Source organism: Mucilaginibacter sp. AK015 (genome assembly GCF_014200785.1).
Taxonomy (GTDB): Bacteria; Bacteroidota; Bacteroidia; order Sphingobacteriales; family Sphingobacteriaceae; genus Mucilaginibacter.
In genome coordinates, this window is sequence record NZ_JACHCV010000003.1 from 187,093 (window position 1) to 207,949 (window position 20,857).

At 46.0% G+C, this 20,857-nt stretch carries 17 protein-coding genes; 5 read left to right on the top strand and 12 right to left on the bottom strand.

Annotated features, from left to right (window positions below; translation table 11 throughout):
* Nucleotides 1–126: 126 nt before the first annotated feature.
* From HDC91_RS13090 to HDC91_RS13105, 4 genes are all read left to right on the top strand, one after another.
* Nucleotides 127–1,434 (top strand): gluconate:H+ symporter, encoded by a 1,308-nt coding sequence (locus HDC91_RS13090; RefSeq protein WP_183552857.1) that lies wholly within the window; start codon nt 127–129, stop codon nt 1,432–1,434.
* 1 nt (nt 1,435) lies between these two features.
* The gene (locus HDC91_RS13095; protein WP_183552859.1) at nt 1,436–2,233 is read left to right on the top strand and encodes an alpha/beta fold hydrolase; all 798 of its coding nucleotides are present in this window, start codon (nt 1,436–1,438) and stop codon (nt 2,231–2,233) included.
* Between the two features lie 83 nt (nt 2,234–2,316).
* Complete coding sequence (locus HDC91_RS13100; RefSeq protein ID WP_183552861.1) at nt 2,317–2,637, top strand: hypothetical protein; 321 nt, start codon at nt 2,317–2,319, stop codon at nt 2,635–2,637.
* 264 nt (nt 2,638–2,901) lie between these two features.
* The gene (locus HDC91_RS13105; RefSeq protein WP_183552863.1) at nt 2,902–3,261 is read left to right on the top strand and encodes a response regulator; all 360 of its coding nucleotides are present in this window, start codon (nt 2,902–2,904) and stop codon (nt 3,259–3,261) included.
* A 282-nt stretch (nt 3,262–3,543) separates the two neighbouring features.
* Here HDC91_RS13105 and dnaK read toward each other — a convergent pair whose 3' ends face one another.
* Entirely contained in the window at nt 3,544–5,451 is a 1,908-nt protein-coding gene (dnaK, locus tag HDC91_RS13110) for a molecular chaperone DnaK (protein ID WP_183552870.1), read from the bottom strand.
* Between the two features lie 281 nt (nt 5,452–5,732).
* Nucleotides 5,733–7,739 carry a (E)-4-hydroxy-3-methylbut-2-enyl-diphosphate synthase gene (gene ispG / locus HDC91_RS13115; RefSeq protein WP_183552880.1) on the bottom strand — a complete coding sequence of 669 codons (2,007 nt, stop codon included), beginning with the start codon at nt 7,737–7,739 and terminating at the stop codon, nt 5,733–5,735.
* A gap of 239 nt (nt 7,740–7,978) precedes the next feature.
* On the opposite strand from ispG, the gene HDC91_RS13120 reads away from it, so the two are divergent.
* A complete protein-coding gene (locus HDC91_RS13120; RefSeq protein WP_183552882.1) occupies nt 7,979–8,800 on the top strand; it encodes a hypothetical protein in 822 nt (273 codons plus the stop codon).
* A gap of 1 nt (nt 8,801) precedes the next feature.
* On the opposite strand, the gene HDC91_RS13125 is transcribed toward HDC91_RS13120, so the two are convergent.
* From HDC91_RS13125 to HDC91_RS13170, 10 genes are all read right to left on the bottom strand, one after another.
* Nucleotides 8,802–9,659, bottom strand: a complete 858-nt coding sequence (locus HDC91_RS13125; protein WP_183552884.1) for an NAD(P)-dependent oxidoreductase — start codon at nt 9,657–9,659, stop codon at nt 8,802–8,804.
* 3 nt (nt 9,660–9,662) lie between these two features.
* A complete protein-coding gene (locus HDC91_RS13130) occupies nt 9,663–10,664 on the bottom strand; it encodes a phosphotransferase (RefSeq protein WP_183552886.1) in 1,002 nt (333 codons plus the stop codon).
* 70 nt (nt 10,665–10,734) lie between these two features.
* Nucleotides 10,735–10,992, bottom strand: coding sequence for a Txe/YoeB family addiction module toxin (locus HDC91_RS13135; RefSeq protein WP_183552888.1), 258 nt, complete (start codon nt 10,990–10,992; stop codon nt 10,735–10,737).
* Nucleotides 10,983–11,180 (bottom strand): DUF2683 family protein, encoded by a 198-nt coding sequence (locus HDC91_RS13140; RefSeq protein WP_183552890.1) that lies wholly within the window; start codon nt 11,178–11,180, stop codon nt 10,983–10,985. The genes HDC91_RS13135 and HDC91_RS13140 overlap by 10 nt, the downstream gene beginning before the upstream one ends.
* 115 nt (nt 11,181–11,295) lie before the next feature.
* The gene (locus HDC91_RS13145; protein WP_183552892.1) at nt 11,296–12,627 is read right to left on the bottom strand and encodes a TldD/PmbA family protein; all 1,332 of its coding nucleotides are present in this window, start codon (nt 12,625–12,627) and stop codon (nt 11,296–11,298) included.
* A 3-nt stretch (nt 12,628–12,630) separates the two neighbouring features.
* Nucleotides 12,631–14,268, bottom strand: coding sequence for a TldD/PmbA family protein (locus tag HDC91_RS13150; RefSeq protein ID WP_183552894.1), 1,638 nt, complete (start codon nt 14,266–14,268; stop codon nt 12,631–12,633).
* A gap of 48 nt (nt 14,269–14,316) precedes the next feature.
* A complete protein-coding gene (locus tag HDC91_RS13155) occupies nt 14,317–16,071 on the bottom strand; it encodes a hypothetical protein (protein WP_183552896.1) in 1,755 nt (584 codons plus the stop codon).
* Nucleotides 16,071–18,191 (bottom strand): DUF4175 family protein, encoded by a 2,121-nt coding sequence (locus HDC91_RS13160; protein ID WP_183552898.1) that lies wholly within the window; start codon nt 18,189–18,191, stop codon nt 16,071–16,073. The genes HDC91_RS13155 and HDC91_RS13160 overlap by 1 nt, the downstream gene beginning before the upstream one ends.
* Entirely contained in the window at nt 18,184–19,644 is a 1,461-nt protein-coding gene (locus HDC91_RS13165; RefSeq protein WP_183552899.1) for a BatA domain-containing protein, read from the bottom strand. The genes HDC91_RS13160 and HDC91_RS13165 overlap by 8 nt, the downstream gene beginning before the upstream one ends.
* 70 nt (nt 19,645–19,714) lie before the next feature.
* Nucleotides 19,715–20,590, bottom strand: coding sequence for a DUF58 domain-containing protein (locus tag HDC91_RS13170; protein WP_370576835.1), 876 nt, complete (start codon nt 20,588–20,590; stop codon nt 19,715–19,717).
* Between the last annotated feature and the right edge of the window lie 267 nt (nt 20,591–20,857).

Here is a 20,857-nt window from a genome sequence, read left to right on the forward strand (position 1 = left end):
AGGGCAGCATTCAAAGTATTCACCTATTTTTAAGTACTATACGCCCTTTTAATATAATGTTGTTACATTAGTTGCGCCGGTTTCTGCGGCAGGCAATTCAATTATAAACCTCTGAATATATAAACCATGCTGGTTATACTGTTTTGTATAGTACTGCTCATCCTTTTAGTTAGCTGGGCCAGGCTAAACCCGTTCCTCGCCTTTTTGCTGGTATCCATAGTGGCCGGTTTAATGTTAGGCATCCCCATTAATAAGGTTACCGCATCAGTGCAAAAGGGCATGGGCGATATACTGGGCGGCCTGCTTATTATTATTTGTCTGGGCGCTATGCTGGGTAAACTGGTTGCTGCAAGCGGCGCCGCCCAAAAAATAGCCGAGGTTTTGGTTAACGCCGTGGGGCAAAAATATATACAGTGGGCCTTGGTGGTGGCGGGTTTTATTATCGGCATTCCGTTGTTTTATGGCATTGGCTTTGTGCTGATGGTGCCGCTTATATTTTCGGTAGTATACAAATACAAACTGCCCGCAGTTTTTATAGGCCTGCCCATGATTGCCTCGTTATCGGTTACCCATGGCTTTTTGCCTCCGCACCCTTCGCCGTCGGCATTGGTAGTGCTGTTTCATGCCAATATGGCTACCACGTTTGTTTACGGGCTGCTTATTGCTATCCCCGCGATCATCCTTGCGGGTCCGGTATTCGCGCAGTTCCTGAAAAAGATCCCATCCGAGCCGCTGGCTACCTTCCGCGCCGAAGAAATGCCTGCCGATAAACTGCCCAGCGGCTTTATCAGTTTTTTTACCGCCCTGCTGCCTGTAATGCTCCTGATGCTTACCGCGTTTTTTCCATACATGGGTGTTAAGGATCAGAAAATACTGAACGCCATGGCCTTTTTAGGCGACCCATCCATCGTTATGCTGATAGCCCTTATAGTGGCTACCTATACGCTTGGCATAAAACAAGGCCGCAGCATGAGCACTATTGCCGTTAATTTTACCGATGCTGTTAAAGATATCGCCCTTATCCTGCTTATTATAGCCGGCTCGGGCGCGTTTAAAGAGGTGCTTACCACCAGCGGTGTAAGTAACCAGATAGCCGATAGCCTTAAAAGTTTCAATATGCCGCCGCTGGTTTTAGGATGGGTAATAGCCGCTATAATCCGCATCAGCCTGGGTTCGGCTACCGTAGCGGGATTAACTGCCGCCGGCATTGTTGCCAGCCTGGTTGTTACCGAACATGTAAACCCTAACCTGATGGTGCTGTCTATCGGCGCGGGCAGCCTGGCATTCTCGCATGTTAACGATTCGGGGTTCTGGCTGTTTAAAGAGTATTTTAACCTGAGCATAAAAGATACCTTCCGATCGTGGTCGGTAATGGAAAGCCTGGTATCTGTTATTGGTTTGGCCGGGGTGCTTATCATTAACTTATTTGTATAACATGAGAAAGCTATTATTATCATTAATTATCGCCCTTTGCTGCAGCTTCACCCTTTATGCACAGCAGCCCGAAGGCAAATTCTTTACATCATTTGACGGCACAAAAATTTACTACGAGGTAAAGGGAGATGGCTACCCGGTGATATTGGTGCATGGGTTTACCGGCACCAGCCAGGGATGGAAGCATGGCAGCCTGTACCCTGCCCTGCTTCAGGATGGTTACAAGGTGGTTATACTGGACCAAAGGGGTAACGGTTTGTCTGATAAGCCCCATACCGATGCCGGTTATGCCAATGATGCCGAGGCAAAAGATATAATGGGGCTGGCTACCAGCCTGGGCTTTAAAAAGTATGCCGTGGTGGGTTACTCGCGCGGTTCTATTATCACTTCACGGTTGATGGTGCTTGATAAACGTGTAGATAAAGCTGTTATGGGCGGCATGGGCGCCGATTATACCAACCCGGGGTGGCCAAGAAGAATACATGCTTACAAAGCCCTGATGGGCGATACCACTATACATGATGTGGATGATATGATGGTATGGATACGTAAAAATAATTTTGATACCCTGGCGCTGGCCTTTCAGCAAAAGCACCAGCCCAGCACCAGCAAACAGGAATTTGCAAAAGTTAAAATACCCGTACTGCTTATTGATGGCACGGAAGATAATACCAACGGCGATGTAAGCATCCTGCAAAAAATGATATCACGATCAAAAATAGTGAGCGTACCCGGAAACCATAATACTGCAGCCAATACTATACAATTCGCATCGGCCATCATTAATTTCCTCAAATAAAAGTTTGTGAAATATGCTTAAAAATAGCCTTTGAATAATCGGCTTGTTATTTGCTTTGCATCCATACAAAAGCAAATATTACAATGAAAAAGTTATTAATATACGGCGGCCTGCTACTTTCGTTAACTACCACGGTAAATTTTAACGTGCAGGCGCAGGAGAAAAAAGGCATAAGTAAACAGGGTAAAGGTGCAATAATTGGAGGCGCAGGTGGCGCTGTTGCCGGCGCACTGATAGGTAAAAGCGTTGGCGGCGCGGTTATCGGCGGCGCCATTGGCGCCGGTGGGGGTTACATTATTGGTAACGAAGCCCGCAGGCGGGAACAGAAGAGAAAGCATGCGGCCTGGCTGGAACGCCGGCGCGCCTGGAAACGCGCCCATCCCGGTAAACCTTACCCATATTAATTAAACAACAAACCCGCTGATGCGGGTTTGTTGTTTATAAGGTATGCCGATTCTGATCCTGGCAGGCCGTATAACAACATTGATACATTTTTATGCGTATTAAGCAATAATATTTCATACTAACAGAAATATTTGTGGTATCTTTGAGAGATAGCCTGTTCATGATATCTTAAACATACACAGCCCATCCGATACCGTATTACGTCATTTTTTTTATGGCATAGATACCATTTTCAGATATTTTCAGTTTATTTATTATCATTTATGGTAAAGCGCATTTTAGTATTGGATGACAACCAGGATATCCTCGACATTGTCCATGAAACACTCACCTACGAAAATTTTGAGGTGAAAAGCACAGGCGAAAGCAAAAATGTTATGCCGCTGCTGGAGGATTTTAACCCCAACCTGGTTATACTGGACTACCGCGTGGCGGGTACCAACGGCGGCGAGCTATGCCGCAATATAAAAGCGCACCCTAAATTTAGCAATGTGCCTGTAATTATATTTTCGGCTTACGTTAACCGCGAGGCCGACCTGTATGCCTACGGTTGCGATGCCATCATCAATAAGCCATTTGATTTAACGGAACTGGTTGAGAAGGTGAATAATTTGATCGCGTAATTGGAAATGATCAAGAACAAAAGATAAAAGACTTGCGTACGAGAAAAGCCGGCACAATTGTGCTGGCTTTTCTTTTATCCCTTCGCGCTATTGCAAGCGTAGCATGGCAATCGCCGATAACCATATTGGCTACAAGCATGTCGAATATTGCCCCGTCGCTATCGCTCCTCGCACGGACGGTGGATTAAACCAGTTCGTCATTGCCAAGTACGACGTGATGAAGGTTATTTAAACAAAAAAAGGCCCCTGAAATAGGGGCCTTTTCATTTATATATCGGGTAATTATTTTACCTCTTCAAAATCTACATCTGTTACGTTATCGGCACCGCCTTCGGGTTGGCCACCACCGGCCTGACCTGCGTCGGCACCCGGTTGCTGACCTGCCTCGGCAGATGCTTTGTACATATCTTCAGATGCAGCGGTCCACGCGGCGTTCAGTTCTTCCTGTGCGGGCTCAATAGCTGCAAGGTTTTTAGCCGAGTAAGCTGTTTTCAATTTCTCAAGGCCGGCTTCAATAGCGCCTTTTTTATCGGCAGGTATCTTGTCACCGTACTCTTTCAATTGTTTTTCGGTGCTGAAGATCAGGGCATCAGCAGCGTTCAGTTTTTCAACCTCTTCTTTTGCTTTCCTGTCGGCATCAGCGTTTGCTTCGGCTTCATCCTTCATCTTTTTGATCTCGGCATCGGTTAAACCTGATGACGCTTCGATACGGATCTTCTGCTCTTTGCCGGTAGCTTTATCTTTTGCCGATACATGTAATATACCATTGGCATCGATATCAAAGGTTACCTCTATCTGAGGCACGCCGCGAGGTGCAGGTGGTATACCATCCAGGTGGAAACGGCCTATGGTACGGTTGCCCGATGCCATTGGGCGCTCGCCTTGTAATATATGTATCTCAACTGATGGCTGGCTATCGCTGGCGGTTGAGAAAGTTTCTGATTTTTTGGTTGGGATAGTTGTGTTAGATTCTATCAGTTTGGTCATTACACCACCCATTGTTTCGATACCTAATGAAAGCGGGGTAACATCTAACAGCAACACATCTTTAACCTCGCCGGTTAATACACCACCTTGTATAGCAGCACCAATGGCCACAACTTCATCAGGGTTTACACCTTTGGATGGTGCTTTGCCAAAGAATTTTTGAACAGCATCCTGTATAGCCGGGATACGGGTTGAACCGCCCACCAGTATGATCTCGTCGATATCAGAAGTGCTGTACCCTGCATTTTTCAATGCAGTTTTACAAGGCTCGATAGTACGTTTGATCAGGCTGTCGGCCAGTTGCTCAAATTTTGCGCGGCTCAAAGTTTTAACCAGGTGTTTTGGGCCTTCGGCACCTGCTGTAATATATGGCAGGTTAATTTCGGTTTGTGTAGAGCTTGATAATTCGATCTTCGCTTTCTCGGCCGATTCTTTTAAGCGTTGTAAAGCCATTGGGTCTTTACGCAGGTCAACACCTTCGTCGCTCTTAAATTCATCAGCCATCCAGTCGATAATTACCTGGTCAAAGTCGTCACCACCAAGGTGGGTATCACCATCAGTTGATTTTACTTCGAACACGCCGTCGCCTAACTCCAGTACAGATACGTCATGCGTACCGCCACCGCAGTCAAACACTACAATTTTCATATCCTTGTGTGCTTTGTCTAAGCCGTAGGCAAGCGCAGCAGCAGTAGGCTCGTTTATAATACGGCGAACTTTTAAACCCGCTATCTCGCCGGCTTCTTTTGTTGCCTGGCGCTGTGCATCGTTAAAATAAGCCGGAACGGTAATAACCGCTTCGGTAACTTCGGTACCCAAAAAGTCTTCGGCGGTTTTCTTCATTTTCTGAAGGATCATTGCCGAAATTTCTTGCGGGGTATATTTACGGTCGCCAATTTCAACACGCGGTGTGTTATTGTCGCCCTTAACAACTTTGTATGGCACACGGCCAACTTCATTGGTAACCTCGTTAAACTGGTTACCCATAAAGCGTTTTATAGAATAGATGGTTTTTGTAGGGTTTGTGATGGCCTGGCGCTTTGCAGGGTCGCCCACTTTACGCTCGCCATCGTTAACAAAAGCTACAACGGATGGCGTAGTACGTTTTCCCTCGCTGTTAGCAATAACTACAGGTTCGTTACCTTCCATTACTGCTACGCAGGAGTTTGTTGTTCCTAAGTCAATTCCAATTATTTTAGACATATTATGATTTGTTTTTTCTTGATGATTAAATGCTTACACGCTTATTTATCAATGCCTGTGCCAATATGTATTTGGCAGAAAAAACAGCGGATAGGTGTCAGTTAGCTTACAAACAGTCAGTATGGGTTACTTTACGGTGACATGATGGCAGAAATCGGAGATCAGTTAAAGACCCCGGTTTACGCAAGTGGCCTGCAGCGGTATAGTGCAAATTGATTTTGCGTAATGAACAAGACTTCTCCCTTGATCGCCCGCTTTACATCACAATAGCGCGCGGTGTTCTACTCTGCAGGCTCTATCCAGTTGCCGTCCTCTCTGATGATGCCAATAAGCTCATCAAGGGCATTGGCAGAGTTAATGTTTTTCTTTACCGCTTGCTGCCCCCGATATAGCGTTACTTTATCGGTACCCGATCCTACGTAGCCGTAATCTGCGTCGGCCATTTCGCCCGGTCCGTTTACAATACAGCCCATGATGCCTATCTTCAATCCTTTTAAATGGCTGGTGCGGCTGCGGATCATCTGCGTGGTTACCATCAGGTCGAACAACGTTCGGCCACAGCTTGGGCATGATATATATTCTGTTTTGGAAATACGCGAACGGGTTGCCTGCAATATGCCAAACGCGGTAGAAGTAATAACGCCTGTTGCCACGTGCGGCGCATCTATCCAGATACCATCGCCAAAGCCATCTATCAGCAAAGCGCCTAAGTCGGTAGCAGCGTAAAGTTGCAAATCAGATGTGAGATCAATTTGACTATGGTCTGCCAAAGCATAACTCCTCTTTATGATAACCGGGATATCCAATTCCATTTCCTGTAATTTCAAGAAAAATGCGCGCTGGTCGGCCATCCCGTGGGGCTCATCTGTTTCCAGCACAAAAACCAGCGACTTATCAAGTGGTATCAACCCAAAAGCCTCTGTCTCCAGGTCGGCGTTTGTAATGCGTACCAAATTCAAAGCCGATGTACGGTTAGCATCCGCAGCTATATATTCATGCAAAGTAAATAGCGGGTGGCAAAGTGTTTTATTGGTAAGCTTTTGCCAGGTATTGTAATTATAAAGCTGCTTAAGGTTACCCGGCAAAGTAAATGATGGCAAACTATCGCCCAGGTAAACAAAATCTACCGACTGCTCGGCCATGTTGTACTTATCCAGTAAAGCCGAGTAAATATAACCGGCGTCGTTCATTACCGCCGGATCTTTCAAATTGGCCGCCGACAGGTCTATCACCACCCTCGGCACCATATGCCCGCCTATAAAGGCATTAGCTTCGTAGGTTTCGCGTTTTTCGTATTCGTACGGGGAATGAGCCGAAGGCTGAAAGTCTAAAGCTGAAAGCTTTTTCTCATCTCCTTTCTGCTTTTCGCTTTCTGCTTTCCGCTGAATGTAGCGCTTTACTAACGCAATAGCAACCGGCGCTTCAGCTTCGGGTTCTTCGGTGAGGGAGACCCGAACGGTATCGCCCAGCCCATCTTCCAGTAAAGTGCCTATCCCTACGGCAGATTTTATGCGGCCGTCCTCGCCGTCGCCGGCTTCGGTAACGCCCAGGTGCAAGGGGTAATTCATGCCTTCGGCAACCATGGTTTGTACCAGCAGGCGATAGGCTTGCACCATTACCTGTGGGTTGCTGCTTTTCATGCTCACCACTAAACTGTAATAACCAAGCGTTTCGCACATGCGGATAAACTCCATCGCGCTCTCTACCATACCTTGCGGGGTATCGCCGTAACGGCTCATAATGCGGTCGCTCAGCGAGCCGTGGTTTGTACCTATGCGCATGGCGGTACCGTACTCTTTGCAAATTTTTACCAGCGGCGTAAATTTTTGGAAGATGCGTTCCAGCTCGCCCCGGTATTCCAGGTCGGTATATTCTATTTGGTCAAACTTCTTTTTATCGGCATAGTTACCGGGGTTAACGCGTACTTTTTCTACTATCCGGGCGGCCACTTCGGCAGCATTGGGGGTAAAATGTATATCGGCAACCAGCGGGACGTTATAGCCACGCATTCGCAGTTGTTTTTTTATTTCGGCAAGATTGTTTGCTTCTTTTATGCTGGGCGCGGTAATGCGCACATACTCGCAGCCGGCATCAACCATACGGATGGTCTGCTCCACAGTACCCATGGTATCCATGGTATCGGTCGTGGTCATGCTCTGGATGCGGATAGGGTTACTACCGCCCATTGGTATATCACCGATAGCAACCTCGCGGGTTACAAAACGGGAATATTCGGTCAGTGAGTTACAATAACGGCCTGGCAGCATCTTAACGGCATCAGCATTCATTTGCAGGGGTGGAATTAATAAGATGCAAAAATACGGATTTTGTTGTAAAGCGAATATTAATGATTGCTGTATGCTACTTTATAGTTGTAACTCAATTTCAAATAAGCTAAACCTTTTATCACCGGTATTTGGCGCATCGGCGATAGAAATTCACTACCGATAAATTAAAACGGAACTTATTGTTTAGTACAGACAAAACTAACACCACATTTCCCTATATTGGGTTACAATATAGCTACATGAAAAGAATTATCTGCCCCCTGCTTATACTATGTATATTTCTATCGTGCAAAAGTAAAAACGGAGATAGCGACCAGGATACTACTGCCAACCGCACGCTCGACCAGTCGCAGGCTTTACTTCATCAGTTTAAACCGCTGATAAATGGTGTTTGGGTGAAAAAGGATTACATCAAAAAAGTTAAGAAAAGTAAATCGCCGCTGGAGGCAGTGGAACGGGGCACCGGCATTACCATTATGTATATTGATACTACCCAGCTTAAAGGCGACAGTATAAACGTGCCAGCCGTTATAAACAACCACGAAGGCATGGATGTAACCTTAAGGTTTCAGGCAGGTAAAAACACCACCACTATTGAGCTTGGCGATGACGAATTAAGCTATAAAGTAAAAAATGGAGATACCACGCTTATCATTTATCACTATAATTCTAAAACCAAAGAAACCGCTACCGCACAATATATAAAAGCCATGCAAACCAGGCCAAGCGGAGGTTTAGCCGAAGGCATGAATTACATGATAAACCAGGCTATCCTATCTGGATTTTATGAGGGGACAGATGCCGCAGGTAAAAAGGTAAACGCCAGGTTTTATGACAACGGCAACGTATCTGGACTGCCCGGCTTAACAACTTATTTTGTACAAAATGACCTTATTGCCGACCCGGAGCACAGCCATGACGAGATCATTTTTAATCTAAATGCACCCGGCCAGAAAGTTTATTCGTTTATTATCAATAAAAAAACATTAAGCCTGTACGATAACGCCGAACAAATAAAATCTAACAAACCGTCTTACAGTTTAAAAAAGAAGCGGGATTAATTTATTTGTCCAGATGCTTATAGATGGCTATCAGATCTTCGTCGCCAAACTTGGCGCTGGCTGCTTCAAATGTTTTTAGCGCAGTTTGTCCCAATGGTGTATCTAGACCGATATCCCTCGATAACTGCAGGTCCTTAACTATATTTTTAAGCGTAAAAGCGGCTTTAAAGTTGTTGTTGACAATAGCCTCGCCTTTTAGTTTGCTATAAGGGTTGCCAATGGCAGTATTACTCAAAAGGTTCAGTAAAGTTTCGGGTTCAATGCCGTTGTTTTTTGCCAGGATAACCGCTTCGGCCAACCCCTGGGTATAAAAGCTCAGCAGGGTGTTGATAGCCAGTTTAGCCGCATTGCCTGCGCCTATAGTGCCCACATTTGTTACCATTTTGCCCAGTTTTTCCAATATGGGTTTTACCTGTTCAAAAACATCGTTGTCGCCCCCAGCCATAATAACCAGTTGGGCGGTTTCCGCTTGCTTAACACTGCCAGATACCGGCGCATCAAGCAAATGATTGCCCTGTTGCCCGCACAGTTCAGCCATTTCTTTGTTAATGCCAGGCGATACGGTGCTCATATTAACGATCACTTTATTGCTTACATCAGCCTGTAACAAACCGTTTTCGCCCTCAAATATTTCCCGGATGGCCTTATCATCGGTCACCATAATAATAACTATATCCGTTTGCTGCAGCAACTCCTTTGGGGTTGATGCCGTGCCGGCGCCCTGCTGTATCAATCCGGCTTCTTTATCCTTATGGCGGTTATAAACCGTTAGCGGATAGCCTGCCTTTAACAATTGCTGCGACATGGGGTTGCCCATCAGGCCCAGGCCGATCCAACCTATCTTTGTTGTATTTGTCATGATCTAATTAACATCATTACCCTTCAGAACGTTTTCGTCGAAGTATTTTTTTACCAGCAAATTAATATACCGCTTTAAATACGTCTCGTTCAAAAACACGTTCGACCAGTTATCAAACCGCTCGCACTGTATGCCCAGGTAAAAAAAGTACATGCTTACCCCAAGCGCCGGTAGCAGGCGCATTTCTTCGGCGCTTATTGGCGTTACGGATTGGTAACCGGCTAAAAAGCTTTTTTGCTTACCGTCGCGTTCGGCTTCAACCTTCTCGGTGCTGTGCAACTGCAAAATATAGTAAGCAATATCATAACACAGCCAGCCATTGCCGCAAAAATCAAAATCGAACAGGGTAGCGTTACCCTCTCTGGTGATGTTAAAATTATCGAACCAGATATCCATGTGCGTTACGCCTTTTCTTAATTGGTTGGTGTCGGCTCTGCTGATCTCGTCCAAAAGATATTTTTGCGTTAATGCCATCCATTGAATTTCTTCGGTATCGGCAGGCAAAAATCCTTTTATCTTGTAAAGCGAATCCTGAAGTATAACCTTTGGTGTATAGGTCACTCTTTGCAGTTGCAGGTTCTGCGTAACCTGGTGCATACGCGCCATGGTTTCGCCTACTTTAAAATGCACACCTGCATCAAAATTCAGCAGCTTTTCTCCTTCGGCAAAAGAAAACAGCACACCAAAACGTGTACCTTCGGGCGCGTTCAATTGCTGGATATATGCGTCAGCCTTGTCTTTTACAGGGTAGGAAACTGAAACGCCGGCATCGCGAAGCAAATTCAACAACCTTAGTTCTTCTGTTATTTCCGTATGTCTGCGCCAGCTTAGGCTGTATAATCTAAAAACATATTTGCTACGCCCATCTGTTAGTAAATAACTATGATTGATGCCGGTTTTAAGCAATTTGCAGATAGCGTGCGCAGCAAAGCCATACTTATCTTGCAAAAATAAACCAATATGAGTGGCCGAAAGGATTGAACTGCTAACAGGGAAATTTTCCATGATAAAAGTTTTGGGGCTGCAAAGAAACAAAAACGCCACTGCTTTTTGACAATGGCGTTCGGTATTTTATTTAATAGTGCCCTTTTAAGGAATATATATTTAATATATCATTATCGAAACTATAAATTATACGATGTTCGTGATTTATTCGCCTTGACCATTTACCGGTAAGTTTATGTTTTAATGGTTCTGGCTTACCTATTCCTTCGAATGGAGTTTCTTTCATCGATGAAATTATCTCACTAATCTTCTTTTGCACAACTAAATTCCCGCTTTTCCTCCATTCATCCAAATGGGACAAAGCGGTAGAAGTAAAAATTACTTCCATAAATTATCAGTGTCCAGTTTTGTACCTTTTCCGGCTTTTATTTCTTCCTCGCCTTTAAGTATCATATCTACAAATGCTGGGTCATATTCTTCCTTTTCTTCTTCGAAAGAAATTTTAAAAGCCTTCATGAAAGCTTTTAATGCGTCCGACTGCTCTTGATTTTCAGGATGTACAATTAGCGTTTCCATATTCAAATTTAAGCATTTTTAAGGGATTTTGTTTTTCTAAAAAAATAGCGATGGGTATAAAACCTATCGCTATTTCGAAAGTCTGCAAACTGCAAACCACTTACTGCAAGCTTGCCTATACCGCGTCTGACAGCGAACTGAAGGTAAAGTCGCGTATTTTCATGGGCGGTATCATGTAGCTGCGATAGCTTTCTACGCTGATGCTGCGCTCTGTTTTGCCAAGGGCTTCCAGGTTGTTCAGCATGATCACCGGGCTCTCGTTAAACCTGAAGTTCTTTACCGGGAACATGATCTTGCCGTTCTCGATATAAAATGTGCCGTCGCGGGTAAGCCCGGTTAACAGCAGCGATTGCGGGTCGACCATGCGGATGTACCATAACCTCGAAACCAGGATGCCTTTTTCGGTGCTTTTTATCAGGTCTTCCAGGCTGGCATCGCCCCCTTCCATAATTATGTTGCTTGGGCCGGGCAAAGGTGCTACACCTTTTTTCTGCGCCCAAAAGCGCGAGTACGAAAGATTTTTCACTACGCCCTTGTCAATCCAAACGGTTTTTTCGCGTGGTTGTCCGTCGCCTCCCCAGGTTGAGCCTGGCAGGTCGGGGTTAAAGGGGTCTGAATAGATGGTTACTTTTGGGTCCATCAATTGCTCGCCCAAACGGGTGCCGCCGCCTTTTTTGCTTAAAAAGCTACGGCCTTCTTCGGCGCTGCGCGCATCAAAACGGAACATATTCTCCAGCATATAGGTTGCTGCAACGGGCTCCAGTATCACAGTATATTTACCCGGCTCAATAGCTTTTGCGCCGGCCGAAGCATTGGCTTTCATACAAGCCACGCGCGTTGCTGAGGCGGTATCCAGTTTAGATACATCGGTGAAACCGCGGGCCGCATAGCCAGATATGGTGCCGCCCTCGTTACGGGTAGTAACAGAGAAGGTAACATCACTGCTTTTGTTATAGGCAAATAACCCTTTCGAGTTCATAACCGCGCTAAAACCAGTGGAGTTTTCCAGGAAGCCTGCCGCAAACAGTTTAGCCTGCCTGGTAACCTCTAAGCTTTTACCCACCATTTCGGCACGACTTTCGGGCGTCATGGCGGCGGTATTTGCATTATATGTTATCGCTTCTTTAAAATCGGATGGGCCCAACATCGGCATGTATTCCGAATTTTCGGGGGCCAGCTGCGCCAGCTCCTCCGACCGGCGCACAACACGCTCTAACGAAGCATCGTCAAACTGGTCGATAGTGGCCGAGCCTGCTTTTTTGCCGTAAACAGATGTTACGCTAAGGCCAACTGTGCTGATATCGCCCGCGGTTGAAACCGCGTTAAGCGCGTAACGTACATTCCCGCCTTCGCTGCCGCCAAGGTTTACTTCACACTCCTCCGCTTTTGAATAGCTAAGCACCTTCTTTAATAAAGCCTGTGCTTGTTCTTTAGTATATATAGGCATATGTTATCCGATCTTTCTTTTGGTGTTGATTACGTTAACACCGTTAAACCTTGCTGTTGATGAGCCATGTGATACCGCGCTGCTTTGGCTTGGCTGTCCCTTTCCATCGTTGAACGAGCCTCCTAAACGATAATCGCGGTCGTCGCATACCTGGGTGCACGAGTTCCAGAACTCCTGGGTGTTGGCCTGGTAGGCAACATTATTAAGCATACCTGCAATTTTACCGTCTTTAATCTCGTAAAATAGCTGCCCGCCAAACTGGAAATTGTAGCGCTGCTGGTCGATAGAGAATGAACCGTCGCCAATGATGTAAATACCTTTTTCAACATTTTTGATCATATCATCAACGCTTAGCGCGGCCTTGCCCGGCTGTAATGATACATTAGGCATGCGCTGAAACTGCACATCCTGCCAACTTTGCGCGTAGCAGCACCCCTGCGACTCTTTTAGCCCGATGATATGCGCCTGGTCGCGAATGGCCTGATAATTTACCAGCGTACCTTCTTTGATGATATCCCATTTTTTACAAGCGACGCCTTCGTCATCATAACCCACGGCCCCGAGCGAGCCTACCTGCGTTTTATCGCCAACGATATTTACCTGTTTGCTGCCGAAGTTAAATTTGCCGCTTTTCCATTTATCCAACGTAAGGAAGCTGGTACCGGCAAAGTTGGCCTCGTAACCCAGCACGCGGTCGAGCTCGGTTGGGTGCCCTACCGATTCATGAATGGTCAACCAAAGGTGGCTCGGATCGAGCACCAGATCATATTTACCCGGGTCGACAGACTTTGAGGATATCTTTTCTGCAGCTTGCTTGGTGGCATATTTTATATCCTCCAGCATATCATAGCGCTTTTTATAGCGGGTAGTAATACCGGTTACCTTTTCAGATGCAGAAGGGATCAAGTATTCGTAACCCATACCCATGGGGGAACTTAAAGAGCGGCGTGTTTCAAACGCATTTTGCGCCACATCTCTTTTTGTAACGGTAAAGTTGGGGTAAATACGATGAATATCCTGGTCGATATACGAGCCATCGGTAGATGCAAAATACTTTTGCTCGTTCACCGCAAATATCATGGAGTTTACAAAATCGGCACCGGTTGAAATAGCCGCGGCATTGGCGCCCAGCAGCAGGTCAACCTTCTCCTTAATAGGTACCTCAAAAGCATTTTTTTCGATAGGGGTTTTCCAGCTTACCTCGCCGTAGCCTTTTTGCGGGGCAAGCTGTACCGGTGCGCTGCCTAACTTAGCGTTGGCCTTGGCAACAGCAACTGCGCGTTTAGCAGTTTTGGCAATACCTTCTTTAGTTACCTCGTTTGTAGCGGCAAAACCCCAGCAGCCGTTGGCTATAACGCGGATGCCCACCCCGTACGATTCGGTGTTGGCTACATTTAGCACCCGGTTTTCGCGGGTTATTACAAACTGGTTTAAGTAGCGGCCAATGCGCACATCAGCGTAGCTTGCACCGGCGCCTTTCGCGGCGTTAAGGCCCGCGTCGGCCAACTCTTTTTTAATGCGTACATCAACACCCTCAAGTGCCTGCTGCGCATCAATGTTTTTACCAAAGCCATCTAACGACGGCAGCATCATAGCGCCGGCGCCAAAGCCCGTTAAGTAAATAAAGTCTCTTCTTCTCAAAGTGTATCCTCCAATTGATTTAATAGGCCCGGTCAGCTGGGCGGTATATTACGATAGCTTAGCCTCTACCCATAAAAATGTACAGGCGGCAAGCAATAGGATATAAAAATATATTTTCGGTACATCAATCCGAACTTTTTGATGTATCTGTTTTGTTACAATATCGGTTATTTTGTGTTCGCCCGCGTATTTTTTTGTTGCCGCTACTTTGTCCGCCGCCTGTACTGCTTTCCAATTGTTTTCGGCGTAGGCATACCACGCGCCCAAACGTCCATTCTCTTTCATATTTTGCCATCCCGCTGATGTGGGCCAGTACATGGCATTGTACTCAAAAGGAATATCAGCGTTTTGTACAGATGCCACGGTTTGCCCGTTAATAGCTATAGGTGATGCTTTGCCCCGCGCAACATACAATTGAACAGGGTGGTTAACAAACGGCAACCCGGAAAATTCGACGTTATTTTCCGCCACATTGTCCATACGCGCCGCCTTGCTAAGCAATGCCGACCATAACGCTGTATAATCTTGCTTGCTTCCGGCAAGCATCCAACTGAATGTATTGTTTAATGTAGTGAAAATAATTTTGCCAGAGCCAAACAGGGTGCTGCTTGCCAATACCCCCCCCTGGGTGGTTTTTACCAGCGGCAAAGTGCCGTTCTGATAAACAATATGCGATGGCCCGTAGCTCAGCTTAACGGCGCTCTTTTTACCATCAATAATAAGTTGCGCAGGTGCTGGTTCCTTTCCCGACGGCTTATCCACTACAAACTGTTTTTGCAACCAGGAGGCCTTACCGGCGCTGTCGGAACGAACAATAAGCCCTAAACCTTTATCAGCTACCTGCTGTTTCAGCGCATCGGTTTCACCGGGACTTAAACTGCTGAAAACCGAAAGATCCCCCATAACCACATCAAATTTTTCGAGCATTTGAGTTGATAGCCTGTCAAGGCTCAATTTGGCGATGTTGATGTATTCGCTGTTATACTTATTCTTACTGATGGCGGCGCGCAAGGCTACTGCATAACCATTTTCGGTTAGCCAGTTCTTTAAAAATCTGCTTTCAAAATCCGGCGAAGCCGACAGCATTAATATCTTAAGTGGTTCAGTGGATGTAATTTCCACAGGTATGTAACCTTGTAAGCCTGTATCTGCATGCAATGTAAATACCATTTTCCCGGTTGTTTTAGGAACCGTGCTCAGATTAAATGTAGTTTGCGCTTTTGGGGCCAGCGTTACTGAATCCAAGCCGGTATTCAATCCCCTTAAAACCAGTTTTACTTTTTTTGAAGACGGATTGTTGTAAACACCCTGAACCTGCATTGCGTCGCCTGCTTTCAGGTGGTGGCTCCAACTTATATGGCTAACACCCTCAGGTAAACTTGCCGGGTGGAATATAAATGGCAAGCTGTCCAGGTCCTGCAAACCCGCGCGGCTTAAGCCGTAACCGTAAATATGCAGCTGGCTGTTTCTGCTAAGCTCATCTGTACTGTTTATGAGCTTAGCCCGGGGATATGCTTGTTTAACTTTTACCTCTGTAGTAACGATGTTGGAATCGACGGCGCTCAGGCTGTCGGCATTAAAGCCATCTGTGAGCAAGATGGTTTTATGCTTAGCCATTTTGGCAACATTGCCGGTATAGCCAATGGGCAAGGCAATGCAAGCCAATGCCGCTGCCGCCGCAATTACCGCCAGCATACGCAACGTTAAATTTCGCTTATTAACACGCCTGTACTCCTGCCACGCAAAAACCACAGCCAGCAAAACGCAAAGCGTTAATACGATATATGTCCAGTTGGCCTGCATCAACGGTTGGCTTGTTTTAAATTTTTATAATACTGTTTTGACAAGCCCATATCCGTAGGTTCCTGTCCGGAAGAGGGCAGCTTTTTAAGTGCGCCCAAGGATTTTTGCACAACACTTTCTACGGTATTAACATCGTTAATATTGGCTTTTGAGGATAATAATATCCTGCGCATGGCATTCAATGCCGGCAGGTAAGCGCCCGGCCGGGCAGACGCCTGCATACTTAATTGCTGATCAGCCACTTGCAGCGCACGCCTGTCGGTGGCATTTAATACAGGGTTTAACTTTAACGCCTCCAAAACGTTTACCGCTTTTTTTAGGACTTCCTGTTTATCTGCAGGGGGTTTTATATCCTGCCGGTTTACAGGTTGTATAATTTTATCTAACTCGCCGCTAAGCCGCTTTTCTAATTTCAAAGGGGTAGGTTTATAAGCGGTTTTAGCAACGTACGATCTTGATTTCTGCTGCAGATCTTTGAGCAGGCGCAGCGCTTTATAAGCAAAGGGCAAAGCTGCCTGCGGTTTATAAAGGCGCAATTGCAATTCGGCCTTCCACATTTCGGTAAGTGTGGCTTTCAGCTGGGCCTTTACCTCAGGTTCAAAAAATCCGGCATCTTCGGCGTTATCATGGTCGTCGGTATATTCTTTCAGTATCTTTTTGGCGTTGCTAAAGTCGGCAGGATCCGCCGCTTCATTATCCGGGGTACCAATAGCGTCCTCGCCTTCCTCGCCTAAAAATTTACCATAACGCAGGCGCAATAGTTTTTGATCAATACCCAGGTCGTTACTGCGTGCGTTAAACCGTTCTACGCTGATGCTGTCCTTATCTTTAAGCAATTGCTGCGCATCAATGATGATCTGCCGCTCGCTCCTGAAAAACTCCGGCTTAAGGTTTACCCCCGTAAGCATCCCGTTCATGCTTAGCAATTCGGCGGTATCCTGTAAACTTACGGTATAAACATCGGTACGGCTTAGCTGCTTATGGGTATCCTGGGCTTGCACGTAAAAATAAAGCTCGTCGCCCGGTTCCATGTTCAGAGCGGGCAGGTTAACCAGTTTCTGAACCTCGTATAGCGGACTTTGCGCTTTAAACCCCTGCGGAAACTTTAGCGTATACTCTTTAAACTTAACCCCTTCGCCCCTGCCCTTGGCTACCGTAGCCATGATGGATGCGTTAGTCACACCATATTGATCGGTTATCGTGGCGCTGATATTAATTTTTGGCACCTCGCCCGCGTCTATATAGGTATACTGCTTTGGTGCCTTAATGTGTATTACCGGCGGGTTGTCATTAACCAACTGTACATAATACAACTCGGATAATTTACCGTCGATACTAACCTGGTAAAAGCCGGGTGTGTGCAGAACAGAAGAAGCATACCATTCGGTATGTTTACCTTTACTTCTTAAATTTATTTTTTCCTTGTTATTGAAGATCAATAACCCTTTTTTTATCGCAACGTTAGTTTTGATATGCCACTCAACCCGCGCATCTTGCTCAGCTACCAAATTGAATTTATCCTGCGATCGTTTAACACGGCGGGTGTATGCAGGCGGGGTAACGGTAACTTCCACATCGCTTATTTGCGGTAAAATCACCTCGGGCAATGGGGCCGGGCCGCAAACAGCAACCGCTCGATTTGGCCCGTAAAATATCCTTTCGATATGAAATATTTTGCCCAGCGCCCATATCAGGCCGGTAGCCACCATAAGGGATATAAACGCCATAACCAAACGCCTGGCAAAGGGTTTATGCGATATGTTTAACCCGGCTAAAACAGCTGATGTTTTAGACGATGCAATAACCTGTAAGGGGTTTAGCTGTTGCTGAGGCAGTAGCAGCAATTGACTGCTCTCCTGTAATTCCGGATATTCCTTATTCAAAAAGCTTGCTATTTTTTCGTCGCTCATGTGCCATGGCCGGTTAACCGCCAGCATGATGGCAAGAACCAGTGGGAATGTAATAAATCCCCACACCAACGATGGCGACAACAGATAATACATCAGCGCCCCAACATACAGCGCCGCATATAACGACAGCAGCACATCTTCCAGCACCTGGTAAATTATCCAGCGGCGGCGCAGGCTTTGTATCTTATGTAATCCGCCGTGTTCAGCCATTGTATGCTTGTTTAGTTTTGTAAGATAAGATGCGTTCTGCCATAAACACGCCCATCAAAAGCAGCCAAAAATACCGTGACAAATCTGTACGCTCGCCAGTTATTTGAGGTTCAACCACCTTACTCCGTTTACTGATTTGCGGTTTTATCTGCGCGTTAGTTAATATACGTTTATCATATGCAGCGGGTTGGCTAACCGGGCTATTGTTGATGAGTTTTAATATCAGTCCCGGGAATCCATCAGTCCAAACAAGGTCGGTCCAAAGGGGGTTAAAACGGCTGTAAAAATAGTAAGTGTTAGCTTTACGGCCCAGTATGGGTTTGCCAAAACCATCCTTCCAGATAGTTTCTGTCTGGCTTAACGGTTCTAAGCGTTTTGCCAGCGTGATATGCCCCGGATCTATCCACGAGTTTACATCTACCGGTTTACCCGCCTGGTACCTGAAAATATTTTTACCGCTTTTAGCCCCACCGCTTAATGTGTGCTCAGATAACCAAAACACCCAGTTTTGCCCGCCGGGTATTTTCGCAGCGCTGGCATATTGTTTTACAATGGCTTTTTGCCCGCTGAAGTTAATCGCCGCCAGCAATGCTGCTTTTAAATAATTCGCGTCTACAGTGTGTTTATCCGTGTAAATGGCCATACGTTGCGTGGCAGTGTCCACAGCTACCGGCATTTGGCGTTTATCCTTTAAGCTTACAAAGGGCTGCCCGTTTTGCATGGTAATAGCAATATCGCGGTTGTTCCCGCTTTGCAATACCTGGCCAGTATAAAATGTACCTGCCGGGCTGCTATTGCCAAGAGTTACACGAATAGTCCCGCTATTAGTTAACCATGCCGAGGCTATCCATCGGCTTACCGAATCGGCCGTGGTATAGGTTTGCCAGTGCAGGTTCAGGTCAACCTGCGGTCTGTCGCCCTTAAAATGCCCGGTGCCATTGGGTGTAAATATATAAACCGGCGTTACTCCCGAAAGCCGCCTGTTTAAAGCCTTTATCAAACCCCAGTAGTTGCTTTTGGCGGCGGTGTCTTGTAAGGCCGTATCTGCTAATATGTCATTCAGATCGGCACCTGCAAAACCATTGTTAAAATAATGAAAGCCGTACCCTGCTTTAGTTAACGAATCGATAGCGGGCTTAAATTTTTTGTAGGTTTCTTTAAAGTTTTCCCTGGGGATAAGCAGCCAGCCCTTTTCAATTTTTGCCGAAGCATGCTTTTGCCAAAACGGCGATGCCAGCAGCAAAGCCAGCAGCCCCAGCAGCAGGCAGCGGAGTACCAGCAGCAAGATATCCAGCAGCCTGAAACTGCGGCGGGTACTTTTTGAGGCTTCGGTGATGAGCGATATACTCCCCACCTTAAGCGTTTTGCCGGGGCGCACATTCCACAGGTGGATGATAACGGGAATGCTTAATGCCGCCAGCGCGAAAAACCATATCGGGCTTAAAAACTGCATGCAGACCCTCCCAAACCCACCCCGAAAGGGAGGGCTTTTATTTTTTTATTCAAAGGGCTTACAAATTCCATCACAATCCTTTTTTACGCTGAACTAAAAACTCTTTTAGGGCTTCCTCTAACGGTTGTGCGGTGCTAATCATTTTATAGGCAATTCGCTTACCTGTTAAATTAGTTTTTATAGCTGCCAGGTGTTCCTGCAGTTTTTCGTGATAGACCAGGCCCGCACGTGGGGTGTTTACTTGTATGGTTTCGCCGGTCTCCAGATCTTCAAGGGTAGAAAAGCCCTTAAAATCAAAATCAAGCTCGTTCTGCCCCATCAGATGAAACACAATTATCTCATGTTTTAACGCCGCCAGCGTATTAAGCAACGCATTTATTTCGCCATCGGGCTGGTACATGTCCGTTATAAACACCAGCAGTTCCTTACGTCCCGTACCGGCAAAAAGCTCTTTATAATGTACCGGCTTAGTGAACGTTCCTGCAGGATCAATTTGCTGCAAATGATAAAACATTCGCTGTAAATGCTGCGGATCGGGTTTTGATGGCATCGAAAAAAGAGAACCATTCTGAAACACATTCAACGCGACCGAATCGCCCTGCAAATTAGCCAGGTAGGTTAATGATGCAGCCAGGAATTTGGCATAATCTATCTTTTTTATTCCGTTATCATCATGATTCATAGATGCGCTGGCATCTACCAAAAACCTTACAGAGATACTTGTTTCTATTTCCGATTCGCGGATGTAGTACCTGTCGCTGCGCGCAAACATGCGCCAGTCCAGCCAGCGCAGGTCATCGCCGGGCTGGTAGCTGCGGTACTGGCTAAATTCGAGCCCGGGGCCTTTTACCGTACTTTTATTAAACCCTATCATAAATCCGTCAATAACCGTTTTCGCCAGTAACGGCAAACCCTTAATGGTCATTAACACTTTAGGATCAAGCACTTTATTGCGGATTTTTGATTTGGGATTTATTGCGTCTTTTTAATCAAAACTCAGTAAAGTTGAGTTTGACAAGCCAAGTGCTTTGGTTTGTAGTTGCGGTGAGTAAAAAATGTCCGCGCCTGCTACTGTGCCCTTAAGCCTCCGTAATAAACTTAGTTTTTCCGTATGGATATCCATTCTCAAATATACTTTTTCTTTTCAACCGAACTGTATGACGGGTCTATCATCCTAAAAATTTTACATATCAACCCGGTTGATTGCCAACGG